We start from the raw sequence: 17,248 nt of genomic DNA on the forward strand, positions 1-17,248 counted from the left end.
AATATGAAATACAGCTATATTTCTCACCTGAGTTGCCCGAAGTGTAACAAAACCTATGACCACCAGGAACCACAACAGCTTTGTACATGTGGATCCCCTTTACTCGTAAACTATAATTTAGATGAACTTGGTAAGTATGTCTCTAGAGATTCTTTCGTTGGAAGAACAGCAAGCCTGTGGCGCTACCATGAAATTTTACCAGTGGTGAATGAAAAAGATGTCGTAACATTAGGCGAAGGGATGACCCCACTTCTTCCTATGCCAGTGATTGGGGATGAAATGGATATTCCAAATTTATATATGAAGGATGAGGGGATTATTCCCACGGGGACTTTTAAGGCACGAGGGGCTGCCGTTGGTGTCTCCAAAGCCAAGGAATTAGGCGTGACGGAATTAGCGATGCCAACGAATGGTAATGCTGGCGCGGCTTGGTCACTATATGCAGCCCGGGCTGGTATAAAGTCGACGATAATTATGCCTGTAGATGCCCCGAAGATTACGAGAAATGAGTCCGCTATTTCTGGTTCTAATTTATATTTAGTTGATGGCCTAATTAGTGATGCAGGAAAAATCGTTGCAGAGGCCGTCCAGGATTTCGTCCTATTTGATGCATCTACTCTAAAAGAACCATATAGGATTGAAGGGAAGAAAACGATGGGGCTCGAAATTGCAGAGCAACTGAACTGGAACATGCCCGATGTGATTTTATATCCTACCGGTGGTGGAGTAGGTATTATTGGCATCTATAAGGCCTTAACTGAGCTTAAACAGCTTGGCTGGGTCGAAGGAGAACTACCTCGCTTGGTGGCGGTTCAAGCTGAGGGATGTGCCCCGATTGTTAAAGCATGGAAGGAAGGCAAAGCAGAGTCGGAATTTTGGAGCGATTCTGAAACGGTGGCTTTTGGGATCAATGTTCCAAAAGCATTAGGTGACTTCCTCGTCCTTGAAGCACTATATCAAACGAAAGGGTGTGCAATTGCGATCGAGGACCAATCCTTATTACAAGAGCAAAAGCGAATTGCTGAACTTGAAGGTGCGTTTATTTGTCCAGAGGGGGCAGCTACCTTTGTTGCCGCTAGGAGATTGCGTGAATCAGGTTGGATTAAGCAAGACGATGTCGTCGTTGCACTGAATACAGGTATGGGTATCAAGTATCCCGATACCGTTGATGTAGAAGTGGAAGTGTTACAAAAGGGGGAGATTTTAAGAAAATAATCTCCTTCATGGTCTACGACTATTGATTATGAAACTGTAAAAAAAATAGGAAGCTTGGGGAGCCCAAGCTTTTTCATTTTTTTCACTGATGGACTAGTTTAGATTAATAAACTTGCTAACGAGGGCAACATACTTGTCTTTTGAATAGTTTTTATATAAATTGCTTGATAATCGGATTGGGTCACCAAAAAAATACCTTTCGTATTGGGTCTGTCTTGTACCAAAAGAACTCATTGTAAGGTCCCAGGCTAATCGGAATATTTTCACTCGTTCTTCAGCATTCATACTTGCTGCTTGGAGATATTGATCGAGGTCCCCTCTAATTTCAGAAGCAAAATCATTTTCGGTTGGTAAGGTGACAATCCCACTTGCACTAATTAATTGGATAATTTCACAGAAACGTGGATAGATTTTGGGGAAAATGGTACTTGCAACTTGGAGAGGGAGATAACTCGGTCTCATATAGCCCCATTCATCAACTTCAGCATCATGTTCAGCCTTTTCCAAAAGTGCTTTCATTGTTTCTAATCCAATAATCATTTCTGAAAGTTTTTCTTGAATATGGTGATACTCACTAATATTAATGGTTTCAACAAGAAGCTCAGCAACGCCTAAAATAAATTCAGTTTTGACAATTTGTCTTGTTAGCACTTGATGAATGGCCTGCTGGTGAAAGGAACTTTGAAGGATAAAATCTCTAGCAGCCTCCAAATTGTCATAAAAAAAGACGCGATTCCATGGGACTAATACATGATCAAAAACAATCATAGAGTCCATTTCTTCAAATCTAGAGCTCAGGGGATGATTAAATGTGGAGTCTCCACCTACAAAGGATTCTCGGCAAATGAATTTTACCCCCTTTGTATCAGAGGGAATGGAAAAAGCAAAGGCATCATCGGAATGGAGCATACCAGGTGCTGAATAAACTAATACTTCATCGGTAATACCACCTTGTGTTGCTAAGAGACGAGCTCCTTTAATGATCAAACCCTGTTCGTTACGATCAATGATTTTAGCGGAAATGGGCTCTTTTGAAAGCTCAAAAAATAATTGTGAACGATTTACCTGAGGGGTAATAAAAGTATGAGTAAAAGACAAATCATTTTCCCTAGCCAGTTCATATAACGATAATATATGTTCGGGAAAGCAATTTTCGCGCCCATCCAACAAGGCAGCGGAGGAGGCAAGGCTCATGATAACTGTGTTCATATAATCAGGACTTCGTCCCATCATGCCACAGGTACTTCTGGCCCAAATTTCTATCATCCGTCTACGACTCTTTAGATCTTCCTTTGTTTTTGGCTGGAGGTAGGAAAGGCCAATTGAATCGCCCGTAATCGGTGATAAAAAAGTCATTTTATTTTTCAGTTCTTGTGATCCCTGTAGATCATAAAGGGTAGCTTTTGATTGTATAAGTCCTTTGAAGGTAGCGTGTTCCGAAAGTTTCCCCTCAATCATTTTCCCGTCATACCAAATTTCAGAATTTAATTTATTTAAGCGCTCAATAAATTGTTTTCCGTTGATAGCACCCATTATCCCACTCCATTTTTAATAAATATCGTACTTGTTCAGCTAGTTTCATTTTATTGAAATTCAAGGATGCTTGTTCCTTGTTTTTAGAATGGGAAGAGCCTCATTTTCCAGGGTGCGGGGAGAAGGCAGGGACGTATTCGTATTTTACAAAAAACAATAAGCCGGCAGAGGGGCTTTTTCCTTGACCGGCTATCCTAGATAACGAGAATCTTGATGTATGTCTAGACATCCATGTCAATGTAAAAGAATGAAGGACTAATAGGTGTTTATTTTTTTCTTGCCAAATAATAGACTATGAGCATTGCTTACTTTTTCTTCTAAGTAATCCAGCGAATAATTTCCTGACGGGTCAGATAGATCACCGACGGCACGTGACAGGTTATCGATAACGACCATTAAGGTGTCAATCGGTCGTTGCCTGTTACGCAAATTGACCTCATCCATAATTTCGTGAGACAGGCGTTGAATCCTTTGCAACCTCATACCATTCGTTTTTTTCAATATCCATTTCCTCCTTTTTAAATTTCATGTCAAAAAAAATATATGAGTGGAAATGAAATTATTGACCATAATTTTCAGTCAAATAAATTTCACAGCATAATGGGAAACAACGATTGACATTGATAATCATTATCAATTATTATTGAATTAATTGAAAATTGTTTGCAATCGCACAGTGTAGATTGGCCACCTAACATGCAATTTATATGTAGGTAAGAATCTTTTTTTGGGAGGTAGTGAAATGAATCATTATGTAAACCAATTGCAGGTCATAACAGAAGAATCCTTAATATCCTTCATTACCTGTCCCTATAAATTTTACTATGAGTTTTTAGAAAAGAAAAAGCGCCCGTATGACTGGAGACAGATCGTGCAGCATGTGGTCAATAAGGTCGTATCCTCCTATTATCAGGTTCCCATTGAACAACGCCATTCAGGAAAAGTCCTTAGTCTGATTGAATTTTACTGGGATAAGGTCAGTCCACAAATCTTTGAATCAAGAATTCAATACTATTTGGTAGTCGCAAAAATGACGGACTGTCTTATCCAGTATTTAACGACCGAAACTAAGCAAATCCCACCATTGTTTTTGTTTAAACGATTCAATACATATGTAGAGGAGTTGGATGTGGATCTGAGCCTAACATTTGATGTGGCAGAATGGTCCGAATCTTCATTTGTTATTAAAAAATACCTCCTAGAGGCTACACCAGAAATGTTAGATCTTTACTTTCATTTATCAATTGTTTTTTCGGAAAAAGTGTTAAAGCGTAGTCCACAAAGAATGGAAGTAGTAACGTTAATGGATGGGAAAAAACATGTCTTCCATCCGACAGTGGGTGATATAGAGGAGGGTCTCACTTATTTACAGGGAATGAAATTATTAATAGAGGATTCTTCTGGATATGTCAAGAATCACAATGAGAACGAGTGCCCAGTCTGTCCTTTTCAATCCATCTGTGACCGTGACGGACGAAAAGCATCACCCAAAAAATATTATTCTTAAATTCATATGATCAAGGGCCTTCTTTGCTGAAAGAAGGAGAAAACAGACAAACTGTTACAGAATGTTTGATATAATTGCCCCCTCAGTTCTTATGACGATTGTATTCGTTTTTTTAAAAAAAGGATTGTCTCATTGTATAGTGAAAGCGGGTATTGCTGATTTTTCATTTCTTCTGGAAGAGAAATGGTTACATAATGATCTATTTCCACTTGAGTGGAGGCTGGGTTTTCTTTTACTAATTGACCTATTACTGTAAATTGATCAGCCCATCTGGTTTGTTCAAACGTGTTCATAGTTCCAGCTTCGGACCAAGCTTTAAGTGTATCAACTGAAGAAGACAAATAGCTCAGTTCTTCTACAAGTAGCTCCCAATGTAATTTTGCTTTTTGAAGCTGAATCGCCTTCTTTTTTCCTAACAGATTGTATTGGAGACTATCGGTTGCCTCTTGCAGGACAGAATTTACTTGGTGAATCTCATGTTTCAGCCCTTTAAGCTGAGAATAGATCTGTTCTCCCGTCGATGCATCAAGCCCCATTCGAATCCAACGTGCCACATTTTGTAAGGATGTTGAAAGGGAAATTGAAAATTGGTGAATACGCTGTAATGCCTCGTTTGTATAGGTAGGCGGACGGACAATGATATGGATAACTACGGCAACAAGTGCCCCCATTAACGTATCACGAAAACGATCAATTGGATAATCTGAAGATTTATGACCCATCACAAAAACAAGTAATACTGTTAGGGCTACTTGGTGTATCGCTGTTTCATCATGCTTTAACCATTTAGTTAAAAATCCTCCAATTAGGATTAACAAACCAAGCGTCCATCCGTTTACTATTAAATAAGGTTCCAATAAAACGACGACACAAATTCCAATCACGGTTCCTACCATTCGATGATAGGAAAACTGAATCGACCGATTAATTGTTGTTTGTAAACAGAGGATGACAGAAACTGCCGCTAAATAAGGATGATCAGAGCCAGCCAGTTTGGCGAGCTCCCAGGATAGCGCAGAAGCAAGACCCATTTTCCAAATCAAGACAGTTTTATTTTTCATTTGGTTTGGTTGTTCCTGTTTCATTCTGAGAAAGCCTCCCACATAATGTGTGACATATTAGAAGTAGGTTTAACCATGTAAGGGATAGCTATTCGAATGTAGCTAATAAGAATGGAATATTCATATGATGGCAATGAAATTATTTTAGAGGATATCAAACCAAACAGCTGTATCATCATTAGGATCACCGTTGTAATTAATCAGGATCTCTTCACCGAAGGGAATGTCCGTATGAGCAAAAAAATCAATGGTTTTATTTGCTAGATTCAGTTTATATAAGGCATTTGGGGTAAAGGAATGGTTAAATAATGAACCATAGCCTAACGCTAAGGCGGTTTCGTCATAATCCTTGCCCCACCAAAATACATACTCTACCATCACCGTCTTTTTTAGATATTTGTACTCGCTCTTTGGTGAAACAATGACAGGCGCCTCGTGAATGAGTTCCCCTTTTTTTATATCACGAGTCGCGAAGATCCCTCTTCCATATATACTTTTCTTCACTTCAATCATGTTCACTCACCTCCACTCGAAATGATTTCGTATTAACGAAATTTCTTTTACTAGACTATGCAGAAGTGCGGCAAATTGTTTTTGTTAATAAATTGCAAAGAATCAGTGATAGCCTTTTTTTCTTCTTTATGATATATTCTAGTATAGTAAAAATAATTGAAAGAGGTTCTAGTCCCCCTCGTTAAAAAAACTAAGATGAAGCAGCACTTCGATCTTGGGGTGCTGTTTTTTCTATTTTGAAAGGAGATTTCCTTAGAATGTTAAAAGATGAAAAGGCCATTGTTGTATTCAGTGGTGGACAAGATAGTACAACTTGTTTATTTTGGGCACTAAAACAATTTAGAGAAGTAGAAGTGGTTACTTTTGATTATAATCAACGGCACCGTTTAGAGATTGAATGTGCCAAAAATATTGCAAATGAACTTGGTGTGAAGCACCATATTTTAGATATGTCCCTGTTAAATCAACTTGCCCCGAACGCCTTAACCCGGACTGATATTGAGGTGAAAGACGGCGAGGATGGGGAATTGCCATCGACATTTGTTCCTGGCCGTAATCTCTTGTTTATTTCATTTGCTGGAGTACTCGCAAGCCAGGTGGGAGCGAAACATATTGTCACTGGTGTATGTGAGACCGACTTTAGTGGGTACCCAGACTGTCGTGATATTTTTATTAAATCGTTAAATGTCACTCTAAACCTATCTATGGACAACCAATTTGTCATTCACACGCCGCTCATGTGGTTGAATAAGGCCCAAACTTGGCAAATGGCAGACGATCTTAATGCCTTAGAGTTTGTCAGGAGAAAATCCTTAACCTGTTATAACGGGATCATTAGTGACGGATGTGGTGAATGTCCAGCCTGTAAATTAAGGAAAAAAGGCCTTGACGATTATTTAGCCATAAGAGAGGGGCTATAATCCTATGTATGGTTTCCGCATTGTAGACAAGCTTCAGAAAATTAATGAAGATATCAGCCGTAATCAATTAAGATATCATTCTAAAAGAGTATTAGTCAGCAAGGAGTTTACCTTTGATGCTGCTCATCATTTACATTGCTATGAGGGGAAATGCAAAAACCTCCATGGACATACGTATAAAGTGATCTTCGGCATTAGCGGTTTTGTTGATGAACGTGGGCTGATGATGGACTTCGGCGATATTAAAGAGATTTGGAAAAATGAAATTGAAATATATTTAGATCATCGTTACCTGAACGAAACCTTGCCAGCGATGAATACAACCGCAGAAAATATGGTGGTGTGGATTTATGAAAAAATGGCAGCTGCACTTATGCACAAGGAAAGACAAACAAAATACTCTGGTGCACGGGTAGAATTTGTCCGTCTTTTTGAAACGCCAACGAGTTATGCTGAAGCAAGACGGGAGTGGATGGAAAATGAGTAAGATCCCCGTGTTAGAAATCTTTGGACCAACAATTCAAGGGGAAGGAATGGTCATTGGGCAAAAGACGATGTTTGTCCGAACAGCAGGCTGTGACTATTCTTGTAGCTGGTGCGATTCATCCTTCACCTGGGATGGTACAGGAAAAGATGATATTCAGATGATGGAAGCGGACGAGGTCTGGGCTGAACTGCAGCATATCGGAGGGAAGAACTTCTCATTTGTGACGATATCTGGTGGGAATCCAGCCTTATTAAAGAATCTCCATGAACTAATTGCGGTTCTTAAAGCGAACCGGATCAAAATTGGTTTAGAAACACAAGGAAGTAAGTGGCAGGAGTGGTTTTATGATATCGATGAATTAACGATCTCACCGAAACCGCCGAGTTCCAATATGATAACGGATTTTGCTGTACTGGATACCATCATAGAAAATCTCGTTCATCATCAACCAAAACAGCATGTAAGTTTAAAGGTAGTTGTCTTTACCGATGAGGATTATGACTACGCTAAAAGAGTGCATCAGCGATATTCAGAAATTCCTTTCTTTGTCCAAGTGGGGAATGATGATACAAGAACGATGGACAATCAATTACTTCTTTCCCATTTATTAAATCAGTATGAGAAATTGATCGATAAGGTCATGCTGGATTCAGATCTAAATGATGTGAAGGTCCTCCCCCAATTGCATACATTTTTATGGGGGAATAAAAGAGGAGTGTAAAAAAACACCAGGCGTCATCTATTTAGTAGATGACGCCTGGTGTTTTTTTATTGGGCATAACTGTAGTCTAATATTTATTTGGACAACTAGAAAAGAAACGCAAAAGTGGAAATTGATGATAGAATTATATATACATTTATTCAAATACATTAAGTTGAAGTTACTGTATGGGGGAACGGTTTATGGTAGAGGTTAAATCGGTGAAAATTGATGGCGAGGAGATCCATCTATTTAAAAGCGCAATCTATATCTTCGAATCAAGTTTGGCCTTCACCTTAGAATTAGATATGATTGTCACTGAGGTGGTTGTCAACAAATATCGAAAAGTAGACAATCTAATTATGGAAATAGAATTAGAAGACGGCAGTATCATAAATTCAATTATGCATGTGAAAACCTTTACGGGTGGATTACCCCAGCTGAATTTATTTTGTGAGCTCGATGACCCTGAGGAGTATTCAAATATCAATAGAGTAAATGAAAATGACTCCTGGTTTCCCACAATCGAAGAAGGCATCACATTAGAAGAAATAAGAAAAGTGGACATGCCGATTGAAGAAATTAAGATAAAATTAAACCTGCCTATCGATCAAGTCGAATGGTTGAAAAAACAAAAAAAGGGAGGATTAAATGAGCTCTTCAAAGAATTAATTAGTGAATACTGGAATAAGTCAGGTCATAAGGGATCGTAAAATATGTTTGTACCTAAAAGAAGCCTTAGACAAGAGCAGATATAAAAGATTTCTAGTAATTTAAGGATGGGAGGGAAATAATGAAGATTGTAATTGCAGGCGGTTCAGGATTTATTGGGCAGAAATTAACTGAATTCCTACTTGATGAAGGGCATGATGTGGTCATTTTGACAAGAAAGGCTCAAAACTCTTTAGGAAAGTTATCCTACGTAAAGTGGCTTGAAGAGGGTACCTCACCTGAAAATGGAGTAAGAAATGCGGATGCCATTATTAACTTAGCAGGTGTTTCCATTAATGATGGCAGATGGAGTAAGAAACATCAGAAGCAAATTTATGAGAGTCGAATGATAGCTACCCAAGAGTTAATAAGAATAATAGCAATTTTACCTGATAAGCCTTCAGTATTGATCAATGCCAGTGCGATTGGTCTTTATCCTCCATCAAACCATGCTGTCTATTCAGAGGACACTGTCGAGACTGCCGATGATTTTCTCGGTAAAACGGTCTTTGACTGGGAGAATATGGCGAAGCAAGTACAACAGTATGGGGTTCGTCCTGTTTTGATGAGATTCGGCGTGGTGCTGGGAAATGAATCTGGAGCACTTCCGCTTATGGTCCTTCCTTATAAAGTGTTCAGCGGCGGTACTGTCGGATCAGGTGAACAATGGGTGTCATGGGTACATGTGATTGACGTTGTAAGAGCCATCATCTTTGCGATAGAAAATGAAAAAGTAACAGGGCCCGTTAACGTTACGTCTCCTTCACCAGTCAGAATGAAAAAGTTTGGTCAGACCATATCTTCAGTATTACATCGGCCTCACTGGCTTCCTGTCCCAGCTTTTATGATGAAAGCTGTTTTGGGACAAAAGAGCTCACTGGTTCTTGAGGGTCAGCATGTTATTCCCAAGGTTCTTCTTGAAGCTGGGTTTAATTTTAACTATCAGTCACTTACCTCTGCATTGGAGGATTTACTTCTATAACTTGTAGGTGAGAAGACCTATTACATGTCAGTGTATAAAATGAAACAACATGGAAAAGTTCATCATAATCAGCTACCATTGAAATAGGTTGTTGAGTCTTTTTGTAGCCCAAATCGATTGGAAAATACTTGTACAAAGGAAGGTACTCATGAAATATAATTTTGATGAAATTGTTAATCGTCGTGGAACCTATTCCATTAAATGGGATGGGGGAGAGTTGCTTAAGCAGGTGGGTCTAACTAATCGGTATGATGAACAGACCATCCCATTGTTTACTGCGGATATGGATTTACCTGTACCCCAGCCATTAATCGAGGCATTACATAAAACCGTTGACCATCGCATCTTTGGCTATTCCATTTTTCCTGATGAGTATTTTCTAGCCATCCAGCATTGGTTTAAAAAGCGGCATAATTGGGAAATTCAAAAGGAAGAAATCATCTACAGTCCGGGTACGGTTCATGCCTTAAATATAGCTGTTAGAGCGTTTACTAATCCAGGTGATGGGATCATTATACAGCGGCCTGTTTATCCACCGTTTACTTCCGCGATTGAAGCTAATGAGAGGGTGGTCCTCAATAATGCCCTTAAATGTAATGATGAAGGGTACTATCACATTGATTTTGAAGATTTTGAGACAAAGGCGAAAGATGAAAAAACAAAAATGTTCATCATGTGTAACCCTCATAATCCAACGGGCAGGGTTTTTACTGAAGAAGAACTGCAAAAATTATCAACAATTTGTATGGAGCATAATGTCCTGATTGTAGCAGATGAAATTCATGGAGATTTGATTCGACGGAACCGAAGCTTTATTCCAATCGTAAAAACGGTAGATGATACGAGTCATATTATTACTTTTACAGCGATTAACAAAACATTTAATCTCGCTGGCCTTCATTGCACAAATGTTATTATTTCGAATCCAGAACATAGGAAAACTTTTAGTAGTGTCATGGGAATGCATTTACCATCCCCCTTTATGGTTTCAGCCCTAATAGCTGTTTACAATGAAGGAGAAGATTGGCTTGATCAGTTAAAAGAGTATATCGACAGCACTATGGAGTGGGTAGTCGAATTCCTTGCTGAAAAAATGCCGAAGGTGAAAGTAAGAATTCCTGAAGGTACCTATATTATGTGGTTAGACTTTAGTCAGTATGGGTTAACTGATGAAGAGGTTCACGAAAGGATCTACCACAAAGCCAATGTTATTTTAGAAGACGGAAAAATGTTTGGTGAAGAAGGTCATTCCTTTCAAAGAATTTGTATTCCGTCCCCTAAACCGATGATCAGGGAAGCACTAGAAAGAATAGCAAGAGAATTTGAGGAAATCGAATCGGTCTAATTGCCTTTATGGTAACGCCAGGATGTGAGCCATCCTGGTGTTTTAATGGTGCCTCGATAATGATAAATGAACTTTTAAGAATGCACTGTTATCTTTCAATATTACCGCTTTTCCTAAAGGAGACTAGGTTAATTGATGGAAACGTGATCGAGAGAAGGGGATAGAATTGGAATCATTACCAACCAATCAAGTCAATCGTGAGGTTACATACGTTCAACTATTTAAGAAATCCAGGCATTTCTCAGCATTGCTTTTTGGTCAGATTTTTTCTCTATTAGGAAGTTCTATCACTAACGTAATTCTACCCATCATTGTTCTCCAGATTACAAATTCAACTGCGATGATGGGTACGGTAATGGCGATTTATATGGCACCATTCGTTATCCTTCTCCCATTTACAGGCGTGCTCGTCGATAAAATGAACAAAGTAAAAATTATGTTTTTGGTGGATATCGTTCGGTTTATTCTAATGTTCAGCCTCTCTATTATTGCCTTCAGCGACCAATTAAATATGACATTTCTGTTTGTTTTTATGTTTTTTATGGGCGCAATGGATAGTTTTTTTCAGCCTGCCTATTCAGGTGTTAGAGCAAAAGTCTTTAAGCCCGAGATTCGGAATGCGGCAAATTCATTAAGTCAAGTGAGTGTACAATTTTTAAGGATTTTTGGCCCCATTATAGGAGGCGTAATTGTTTCCGCCTTTTCAGCAGCTTGGGGATTTGGTATTAATGCCATTACTTACATCATTTCATTATTCTTTTTATTTAGTTTACGTTCACTCTCCTTTCAAAAAATAAATGTGGTGCCGAATATTAAATCGTCAATGAAGCAAGATTTTATGGAGGGGATTGATGTCCTAAAACAGCAGTCTTGGCTATGGATTACGATTCTAGTATTCTCACTGGTCAATATTTTCTCTGGTGGTATTATTCGGATTATTATCCCGTGGCTTATTAATAGTCACTATAAATTTGAACCATTTGTCTATGGACTTGTACTCGCTGCATCAGGGGCAGGTGCCATCGTCTGTGGAATTATTTTCGGTTTAAGACCAGAATGGAAAAAAAGAGGTTTGCTCGCATATAGTGGGGTAATTCTTAGCGGGCTGGCACTTTTATTTATGTCGTTTACAGCAAATGTCTCTTTATTAATGGCGTGTATGTTTTTAGAGGGAGCAGGGATTATGCTATTTGGCTTGATTTGGGAAACGAGTTTACAAGAACTAGTTCCTGAAGAGAAATTCGGCCGCGTAGCGAGTTTAGATATGCTCGGTTCCTTTGCTTTGTTGCCAGTGGGATATCTTATCACAGGGTGGTTAGCTGAAGGGATTGGAGAGTTTTTCACGATGGTTACCTTTAGTATAGTCATTGTGATCCTTTCCGGAATCGCAATGATTAGTAAAGGGATTAGGAACTTTAATTAAACAATTGGGTGAATTCGGTAAAATCGCTGCCGTTATGTTTACATATGTCGCTAGTCATCCAAATTTCAGAAATGAATTCCTCCATCTCCTCTAATTGTAAAATCCCTCCGACTTTTTGCGTATTTTCGAGATAAAAATCGATAAATTGCTAGTTTCGTTGTATAATAAATACTTGTTATTCAATAGAAGGAGGAATCTATTATGATGGAATGGACATTAGCCGGATTATTTGGGATTTCCGCTTTATTGCTAATTTATTCTATTTACACATCTTCTCGTACAGCTAAAGTAGAACATAATCAAATTGACTTGATTCATATATCTACTATGAAGGAAATCAATAGCATTCAAGATTCAATTCGAAATATCGAAATTGACCTTGATGTGGTTACGAGAGAAGCGGGACTTCAGTTATCTCCAGAAGATAGAATTTTTAAGCGTGAAGTAATCGACTTATTTAAACGGAATTATTCGATTGCTAGTATTGCCGAAATGAAAGCTGTTACTGAAAGTGAAATTGAACAGTTGTTGGCCCCTTACCAAAGCACAAAGGAAGAAGGGAGAAAAGTTGCCAATGAAAATTAATTTTTTAAGCAGCTTTGCATCCGGGATTCTGATTGCGACAACTATTTTTGGAACTGTGTACTTTGTTGATCGAGGTAATGATGACAAAGCAGCAACCCAATCGACTACCGAGGTTAAAACAGTAAAGGTTTCATCGTCTGATAAAGAGATGAAAAAGGCGCTTGAATCGTCAGGTTATGTTGTACAAAAGAAAAGTGAGTATGACAAGACGATCAGCGATGCAAAGGCAGCCTCACAAAAACAAGACAAGCCAGCAGAAGATGCTTCTACTAAAACTGTTACGAAAGTCATAGTGAATGTGTCTGATGGAATGACGAGCATCGATGTGGGTAATATGCTAGTTCAAGCAAAAATGATTCCGAATGCGTATGACTTTTCGAAAGAAATAGAGCAAAAAGGTCTTGAAAACAAATTACGTCCAGGGGTTTATATTGTGGATAGTGAAATGTCTCACGATGCAGTAATCGGAGCTATTTTTAAGTAGAATTCTAGTTTTTTAATTTGGAAAAGTAAAAGCCGTTATCTTTTTTGATAACGGCTTTTACGCTTGGATAAGAAAATGGGATAATCAATAAATTTGAAATTTCAATTAATAATTTCTATAATCAATATATTGTTTCAATTTGATTCTTATAAGGGGATGAACAGTATAATGAAAATGGTAGCGATTGTCGGGAGCTTGCGGAAAGGGTCTTATAATAGACAACTAGCAGCCACCATTCAAGAAAGATTTGGAAGTGAATTTGATTTGGAAATACTAGACCTTGGATTGCTTCCACATTATGATCAAGATGAAGAAAACAATCCTCCGGAATCTGTAAGTGATTTTAAAAAGAAAGTTAAAGAGGCGGATGGTGTATTAATCATTACCCCTGAGTATAACTGGTCAATTCCTGGAGTGCTGAAAAATGCACTTGATTGGTTATCACGTGTTGATAAGGTATTAATAGGTAAACCAGTCATGACAGCGGGAGCAGCGACGGGGCCAATGGGTACGATTCGCGCACAGCTCCATTTGCGTCAAATCCTAACGGGTTTACAAGTTAAGTTATTACCTCCAGCTGGAAATGAAATTCTTATTGGTCAGGCAATGACTAAGTTTGATGAAAAAACAGGACAATTAATTGATGAAGTTACACTTAATTTTGTCGATGCGGTAGTAAAGCGATTCGTAGATTTTGTAAAAGAATAAATGGAATGCCTGTTCCCCAATGCTAGTAGTTTAGGTAAAGGGGAACAGGCATTTTTAATTAGACTGCCAGAATGACTAGCTTGCTAATTTTTGTACATATATCTAAGTAGGGTTCATACATTTAAAGTATGAAGACTAAATGTGGCCTTCTGTTGCAGAGACTGCAATCGGACAATCTGTAGCAAATTGTAGTTAATACATTTAGTTACCAACCAAATGGAAAAGGAGAAAATAATCCAGATGGAGTTCCTACAAGAAATTCTAAATAGTTATAGCACCATTTTTTCATTGGAGGCCTTTAAAAATGTATTCCTAAATCCTGCTAGTTGGGGTGTTATTGGGACACTCATTATTTTGGAAGGATTACTTTCTGCGGATAATGCCCTTGTTTTAGCCGTAATGGTAAAACATCTTCCAAAAGCACAACGAAAGAAAGCCTTGTTCTATGGAATTTTTGGTGCTTACTTTTTTCGCATTTTGGCGATTGGACTAGGGGTAACCTTAATCAATATCCCCTGGATCAAAATTGTTGGTGGACATTATCTTCTGTGGATTGTCTTTCAAAATTTCATTAAGAATCATGACGAGACAGATGATGCACCCAAAAAAATCCAAGCTTTCTGGAGAACCGTAGTAACGGTGGAATTAATGGATATTGCTTTTAGCTTTGACAGTGTGATTGCGGCATTTGGTGTTTCAAATCAAGAATGGATTTTACTTCTTGGAGGTATTTTGGGAATTTTAATGATGCGCGGAGTAGCCCAATTATTTCTGACTTTGATAGAAAAAGTGCCTGAATTTGAGATCACTGGGTTTGTCCTAGTTGGTTTTATAGGAATCAAAATGATTATTTCTGCTTTTGGATTCCACTTGGATGAAATAGTATTTTTCAGCATATTAATTACTATCTTTTTTGCAACATTTATCATTCATTCCATTAGAAAAAATTCTAGTAATGAAAGGACCAATTGAAAACAAAGAGGAAGGCGCCCTTGCCTTCCTTTTTATAATTTATAGTGAAAAATTTCTGATTAATTCGTGAAAATATGGATTAATATACTTAAGATCTAAGGGAGGAATTGCACAGCACCATTATCAGTAATTTCAATGGTTTTATAACTATTAAATACATCCATGTTGGTGATTTCGTGTTTGACTGGATGGGAAAAACTCTCCATGTATGGCTGGTACACCTCAGAATTTTTAACCAGATGATACATATTCACTCTTTGGCCGTCTCTCATATCGGTCGATCTTAGTAAAAACCGATCTAATAAAGATGTTTAAACCAATCCCTCGCTTCTTCATGGCTCTTGAAATTCGGTATTTTTTCATATTCTATAGTAAAATCTTCATCCATTTCCTCGCTCACCACTTTCTAATAAAATGTTTTCTTTTCGCTACTGGTGGCTTTTTTACTTCCTAATTAAGTTCAATAAAAATTAACGATATCAAAACCCGTTTCAGATCTATTATTCCCAATCAAAAAAAATAATTTCTAAGTTCTTTTTTTAATATGGAGTATTTTGGACAAGATTGTTAAGAGAAGGTAATTAAAGATGGAAGGAGACGTTATTATGAATCACCCTTTTGAATACCCAGAAATTTTTTATAATGAAGTCATCCACTATTTAGAATCTAGATGGGAGCGTCGACTAACTAACCATGAGCGGCATGTATTAATTGAAGGTTATCGATATGGCAGAATGATTGAGGCGGAAGCGGAGCTTAAAATCCTGTATGCAGATTAAGAAGAACAGGTAAAGAAAAATAATGAGAAAAGGGTGTCCTCATTGGGACACCCTTGATCTGAAATCACAAGTTATTGACCTTGTTGATTTCGTAATGATTGTTCAGCATAAGCGACAAGACGTTTTGTCATTTCACCGCCAACTGAACCGTTCGCTCGTGCGGTCGTATCAGCACCAAGTTGAACTCCAAACTCGTTGGCGATTTCTTCCTTCATTTGATCTAGGGCGTTGCCCGAACCAGGAACCAATAGTTTGTTTCTAGCCATGATACATCACTCCCGACGAAGTTTATTTTTTGAGCAATTAATAAATTGCTCGTCTATAATGTATCCCATTTACAGATAAAAATGAATAGACCCACAAACTGTTCTAATTTTTAACGCGGGGAGGAGGTCTTTAGGCAACTTCGTTTGAAATGATAATTTAAAGTTTTAATTTTTTTGCAAAAACGACTTCAATGAATTTCCACGGTAGAGTATTTTTAAGAATTAGATTGATTCTGACGCCTTTTCCGATCGGATAGCGTAGCTCGGGCGACTTTGCTTGACTAGCAATCTTTGCAATCAGCTGCGCCACGTGCTTGGGGTCACCGTGATTAACTTTGCCTTGTTCCATTTCTGTTAGAATCGTTTTCATATATGAATGGTAGGGTGAAGTTCCGACGATTTGCAGTGTACCGACACTTTGCCAAATATTTGTTTGATATGAACCAGGCTCAATCAGCGATACATCAATCCCAAATGGCTTAAGCTCCAAGCGTAAGCTTTCACTATAACCTTCAAGGGCATGCTTAGAAGAGGTGTAGGCAGATAAACCAGGAAAACCGATCTTGCCACTAATACTGCTCACATTAATAATTCTCCCCCGTCTTTTCGCCCGCATATAGGGAAGGACAGCGTTGGTCACAGCAATCACACCAAAAAAGTTTGTTTCAAATTGGGAGCGATAACTATCTAGGGTGAGTTCTTCGCTAAAACCTCCGAGTGCAAAACCGGCATTATTTACTAGCACATCTATTGAGGTATACTTGTCAAGTAGCGATTGAAAGTGGTAAATTGATTCTGTTGAAGTAACATCTAAAGAGGTAACATCAATAAGTTGTGCAACATTCTTTTCTTTCGCCAGTTTTAATAATGGTTCTGCTTTATTTGTATCTCTCATCGTTGCAATCACAGTGAATCCCTTTTGTGCCAATTCGATAACTGACAATAAACCAAACCCACTCGAAGAGCCCGTCACAATTGCTGTTTTTATACCCATCTATAGTATCTCCTAAATAAATTCTTTTCTTATATTTAAACTCAATAGACAATGCTTGTATAC

Annotated in this window: 20 protein-coding genes; 14 read left to right on the top strand and 6 right to left on the bottom strand. The window is 38.2% G+C overall.

Annotated elements, in window-relative coordinates; all coding sequences use genetic code 11:
* Positions 1 to 3 precede the first annotated feature (3 nt).
* Positions 4 to 1,215: a threonine synthase gene (locus tag TY15_RS04965; protein ID WP_040208856.1), complete on the top strand. Its 1,212-nt coding sequence runs from the start codon at positions 4 to 6 to the stop codon at positions 1,213 to 1,215.
* A gap of 93 nt (positions 1,216 to 1,308) precedes the next feature.
* Here the strand turns inward: TY15_RS04965 and hpaB are convergent, their stop codons facing one another.
* On the bottom strand, positions 1,309 to 2,748 hold the full coding sequence (hpaB, locus tag TY15_RS04970) for a 4-hydroxyphenylacetate 3-monooxygenase, oxygenase component (protein WP_040208857.1): 1,440 nt from the start codon (positions 2,746 to 2,748) through the stop codon (positions 1,309 to 1,311).
* Between the two features lie 255 nt (positions 2,749 to 3,003).
* Entirely contained in the window at positions 3,004 to 3,249 is a 246-nt protein-coding gene (locus TY15_RS04975; RefSeq protein WP_392391365.1) for a hypothetical protein, read from the bottom strand.
* Between the two features lie 241 nt (positions 3,250 to 3,490).
* Here TY15_RS04975 and TY15_RS04980 point away from each other — a divergent pair, with 241 nt between their 5' ends.
* Entirely contained in the window at positions 3,491 to 4,255 is a 765-nt protein-coding gene (locus tag TY15_RS04980; RefSeq protein ID WP_040208858.1) for a hypothetical protein, read from the top strand.
* Positions 4,256 to 4,344: 89 nt separating this feature from the next.
* On the opposite strand, the gene TY15_RS04985 is transcribed toward TY15_RS04980, so the two are convergent.
* Both TY15_RS04985 and TY15_RS04990 read right to left on the bottom strand, forming a co-directional pair.
* Positions 4,345 to 5,340 (bottom strand): FUSC family protein, encoded by a 996-nt coding sequence (locus TY15_RS04985; protein WP_052353697.1) that lies wholly within the window; start codon positions 5,338 to 5,340, stop codon positions 4,345 to 4,347.
* A gap of 120 nt (positions 5,341 to 5,460) precedes the next feature.
* Positions 5,461 to 5,829 carry an SET domain-containing protein gene (locus TY15_RS04990; protein WP_040208859.1) on the bottom strand — a complete coding sequence of 123 codons (369 nt, stop codon included), beginning with the start codon at positions 5,827 to 5,829 and terminating at the stop codon, positions 5,461 to 5,463.
* Positions 5,830 to 6,086: 257 nt separating this feature from the next.
* Here TY15_RS04990 and queC point away from each other — a divergent pair, with 257 nt between their 5' ends.
* From queC to TY15_RS24160, 12 genes are all read left to right on the top strand, one after another.
* Positions 6,087 to 6,749 (top strand): 7-cyano-7-deazaguanine synthase QueC, encoded by a 663-nt coding sequence (queC, locus tag TY15_RS04995; protein ID WP_040208860.1) that lies wholly within the window; start codon positions 6,087 to 6,089, stop codon positions 6,747 to 6,749.
* Between the two features lie 4 nt (positions 6,750 to 6,753).
* Positions 6,754 to 7,236 carry a 6-carboxytetrahydropterin synthase QueD gene (gene queD / locus TY15_RS05000; protein ID WP_040208861.1) on the top strand — a complete coding sequence of 161 codons (483 nt, stop codon included), beginning with the start codon at positions 6,754 to 6,756 and terminating at the stop codon, positions 7,234 to 7,236.
* Entirely contained in the window at positions 7,229 to 7,957 is a 729-nt protein-coding gene (gene queE, locus TY15_RS05005) for a 7-carboxy-7-deazaguanine synthase QueE (protein ID WP_040208862.1), read from the top strand. Before queD ends, queE begins: the two co-directional genes overlap by 8 nt.
* Positions 7,958 to 8,139: 182 nt before the next feature.
* Positions 8,140 to 8,649: a hypothetical protein gene (locus TY15_RS05010; RefSeq protein ID WP_040208863.1), complete on the top strand. Its 510-nt coding sequence runs from the start codon at positions 8,140 to 8,142 to the stop codon at positions 8,647 to 8,649.
* 80 nt (positions 8,650 to 8,729) lie between these two features.
* The gene (locus tag TY15_RS05015; RefSeq protein ID WP_040208864.1) at positions 8,730 to 9,629 is read left to right on the top strand and encodes a TIGR01777 family oxidoreductase; all 900 of its coding nucleotides are present in this window, start codon (positions 8,730 to 8,732) and stop codon (positions 9,627 to 9,629) included.
* 148 nt (positions 9,630 to 9,777) lie between these two features.
* Positions 9,778 to 10,974 (top strand): MalY/PatB family protein, encoded by a 1,197-nt coding sequence (locus TY15_RS05020; RefSeq protein WP_040208865.1) that lies wholly within the window; start codon positions 9,778 to 9,780, stop codon positions 10,972 to 10,974.
* Between the two features lie 166 nt (positions 10,975 to 11,140).
* Entirely contained in the window at positions 11,141 to 12,397 is a 1,257-nt protein-coding gene (locus tag TY15_RS05025; RefSeq protein WP_040208866.1) for an MFS transporter, read from the top strand.
* A 201-nt stretch (positions 12,398 to 12,598) separates the two neighbouring features.
* On the top strand, positions 12,599 to 12,982 hold the full coding sequence (locus TY15_RS05030) for a hypothetical protein (RefSeq protein WP_244440881.1): 384 nt from the start codon (positions 12,599 to 12,601) through the stop codon (positions 12,980 to 12,982).
* Entirely contained in the window at positions 12,972 to 13,466 is a 495-nt protein-coding gene (locus TY15_RS05035; protein WP_179301858.1) for an aminodeoxychorismate lyase, read from the top strand. Before TY15_RS05030 ends, TY15_RS05035 begins: the two co-directional genes overlap by 11 nt.
* 168 nt (positions 13,467 to 13,634) lie before the next feature.
* A complete protein-coding gene (locus TY15_RS05040; RefSeq protein ID WP_040208867.1) occupies positions 13,635 to 14,174 on the top strand; it encodes an NADPH-dependent FMN reductase in 540 nt (179 codons plus the stop codon).
* Between the two features lie 240 nt (positions 14,175 to 14,414).
* Entirely contained in the window at positions 14,415 to 15,146 is a 732-nt protein-coding gene (locus tag TY15_RS05045; protein WP_040208868.1) for a TerC family protein, read from the top strand.
* 605 nt (positions 15,147 to 15,751) lie between these two features.
* Positions 15,752 to 15,925, top strand: coding sequence for a hypothetical protein (locus tag TY15_RS24160; protein WP_157042251.1), 174 nt, complete (start codon positions 15,752 to 15,754; stop codon positions 15,923 to 15,925).
* Between the two features lie 71 nt (positions 15,926 to 15,996).
* Here the strand turns inward: TY15_RS24160 and TY15_RS05050 are convergent, their stop codons facing one another.
* Both TY15_RS05050 and TY15_RS05055 read right to left on the bottom strand, forming a co-directional pair.
* Complete coding sequence (locus TY15_RS05050; protein ID WP_040208869.1) at positions 15,997 to 16,191, bottom strand: alpha/beta-type small acid-soluble spore protein; 195 nt, start codon at positions 16,189 to 16,191, stop codon at positions 15,997 to 15,999.
* Between the two features lie 157 nt (positions 16,192 to 16,348).
* Positions 16,349 to 17,185 carry an SDR family oxidoreductase gene (locus TY15_RS05055; RefSeq protein WP_040208870.1) on the bottom strand — a complete coding sequence of 279 codons (837 nt, stop codon included), beginning with the start codon at positions 17,183 to 17,185 and terminating at the stop codon, positions 16,349 to 16,351.
* Positions 17,186 to 17,248 lie beyond the last annotated feature (63 nt).

Source organism: Neobacillus jeddahensis (genome assembly GCF_000612625.1).
In the GTDB taxonomy this organism is placed as follows: Bacteria; Bacillota; Bacilli; order Bacillales; family Cytobacillaceae; genus Neobacillus; species Neobacillus jeddahensis.

What these genes read in the sequence shown, in the direction of transcription:
- TY15_RS04965 (WP_040208856.1), top strand. Translation starts at nt 4, where the DNA reads ATGAAATACAGCTATATTTCTCACCTGAGTTGCCCGAAGTGTAACAAA.
- hpaB (WP_040208857.1), bottom strand. Translation starts at nt 2,748, where the DNA reads ATGGGTGCTATCAACGGAAAACAATTTATTGAGCGCTTAAATAAATTA.
- TY15_RS04980 (WP_040208858.1), top strand. Translation starts at nt 3,491, where the DNA reads ATGAATCATTATGTAAACCAATTGCAGGTCATAACAGAAGAATCCTTA.
- TY15_RS04985 (WP_052353697.1), bottom strand. Translation starts at nt 5,340, where the DNA reads ATGAAACAGGAACAACCAAACCAAATGAAAAATAAAACTGTCTTGATT.
- TY15_RS04990 (WP_040208859.1), bottom strand. Translation starts at nt 5,829, where the DNA reads ATGATTGAAGTGAAGAAAAGTATATATGGAAGAGGGATCTTCGCGACT.
- queC (WP_040208860.1), top strand. Translation starts at nt 6,087, where the DNA reads ATGTTAAAAGATGAAAAGGCCATTGTTGTATTCAGTGGTGGACAAGAT.
- queD (WP_040208861.1), top strand. Translation starts at nt 6,754, where the DNA reads ATGTATGGTTTCCGCATTGTAGACAAGCTTCAGAAAATTAATGAAGAT.
- queE (WP_040208862.1), top strand. Translation starts at nt 7,229, where the DNA reads ATGAGTAAGATCCCCGTGTTAGAAATCTTTGGACCAACAATTCAAGGG.
- TY15_RS05010 (WP_040208863.1), top strand. Translation starts at nt 8,140, where the DNA reads ATGGTAGAGGTTAAATCGGTGAAAATTGATGGCGAGGAGATCCATCTA.
- TY15_RS05015 (WP_040208864.1), top strand. Translation starts at nt 8,730, where the DNA reads ATGAAGATTGTAATTGCAGGCGGTTCAGGATTTATTGGGCAGAAATTA.
- TY15_RS05020 (WP_040208865.1), top strand. Translation starts at nt 9,778, where the DNA reads ATGAAATATAATTTTGATGAAATTGTTAATCGTCGTGGAACCTATTCC.
- TY15_RS05030 (WP_244440881.1), top strand. Translation starts at nt 12,599, where the DNA reads ATGATGGAATGGACATTAGCCGGATTATTTGGGATTTCCGCTTTATTG.
- TY15_RS05035 (WP_179301858.1), top strand. Translation starts at nt 12,972, where the DNA reads ATGAAAATTAATTTTTTAAGCAGCTTTGCATCCGGGATTCTGATTGCG.
- TY15_RS05040 (WP_040208867.1), top strand. Translation starts at nt 13,635, where the DNA reads ATGAAAATGGTAGCGATTGTCGGGAGCTTGCGGAAAGGGTCTTATAAT.
- TY15_RS05045 (WP_040208868.1), top strand. Translation starts at nt 14,415, where the DNA reads ATGGAGTTCCTACAAGAAATTCTAAATAGTTATAGCACCATTTTTTCA.
- TY15_RS24160 (WP_157042251.1), top strand. Translation starts at nt 15,752, where the DNA reads ATGAATCACCCTTTTGAATACCCAGAAATTTTTTATAATGAAGTCATC.
- TY15_RS05050 (WP_040208869.1), bottom strand. Translation starts at nt 16,191, where the DNA reads ATGGCTAGAAACAAACTATTGGTTCCTGGTTCGGGCAACGCCCTAGAT.
- TY15_RS05055 (WP_040208870.1), bottom strand. Translation starts at nt 17,185, where the DNA reads ATGGGTATAAAAACAGCAATTGTGACGGGCTCTTCGAGTGGGTTTGGT.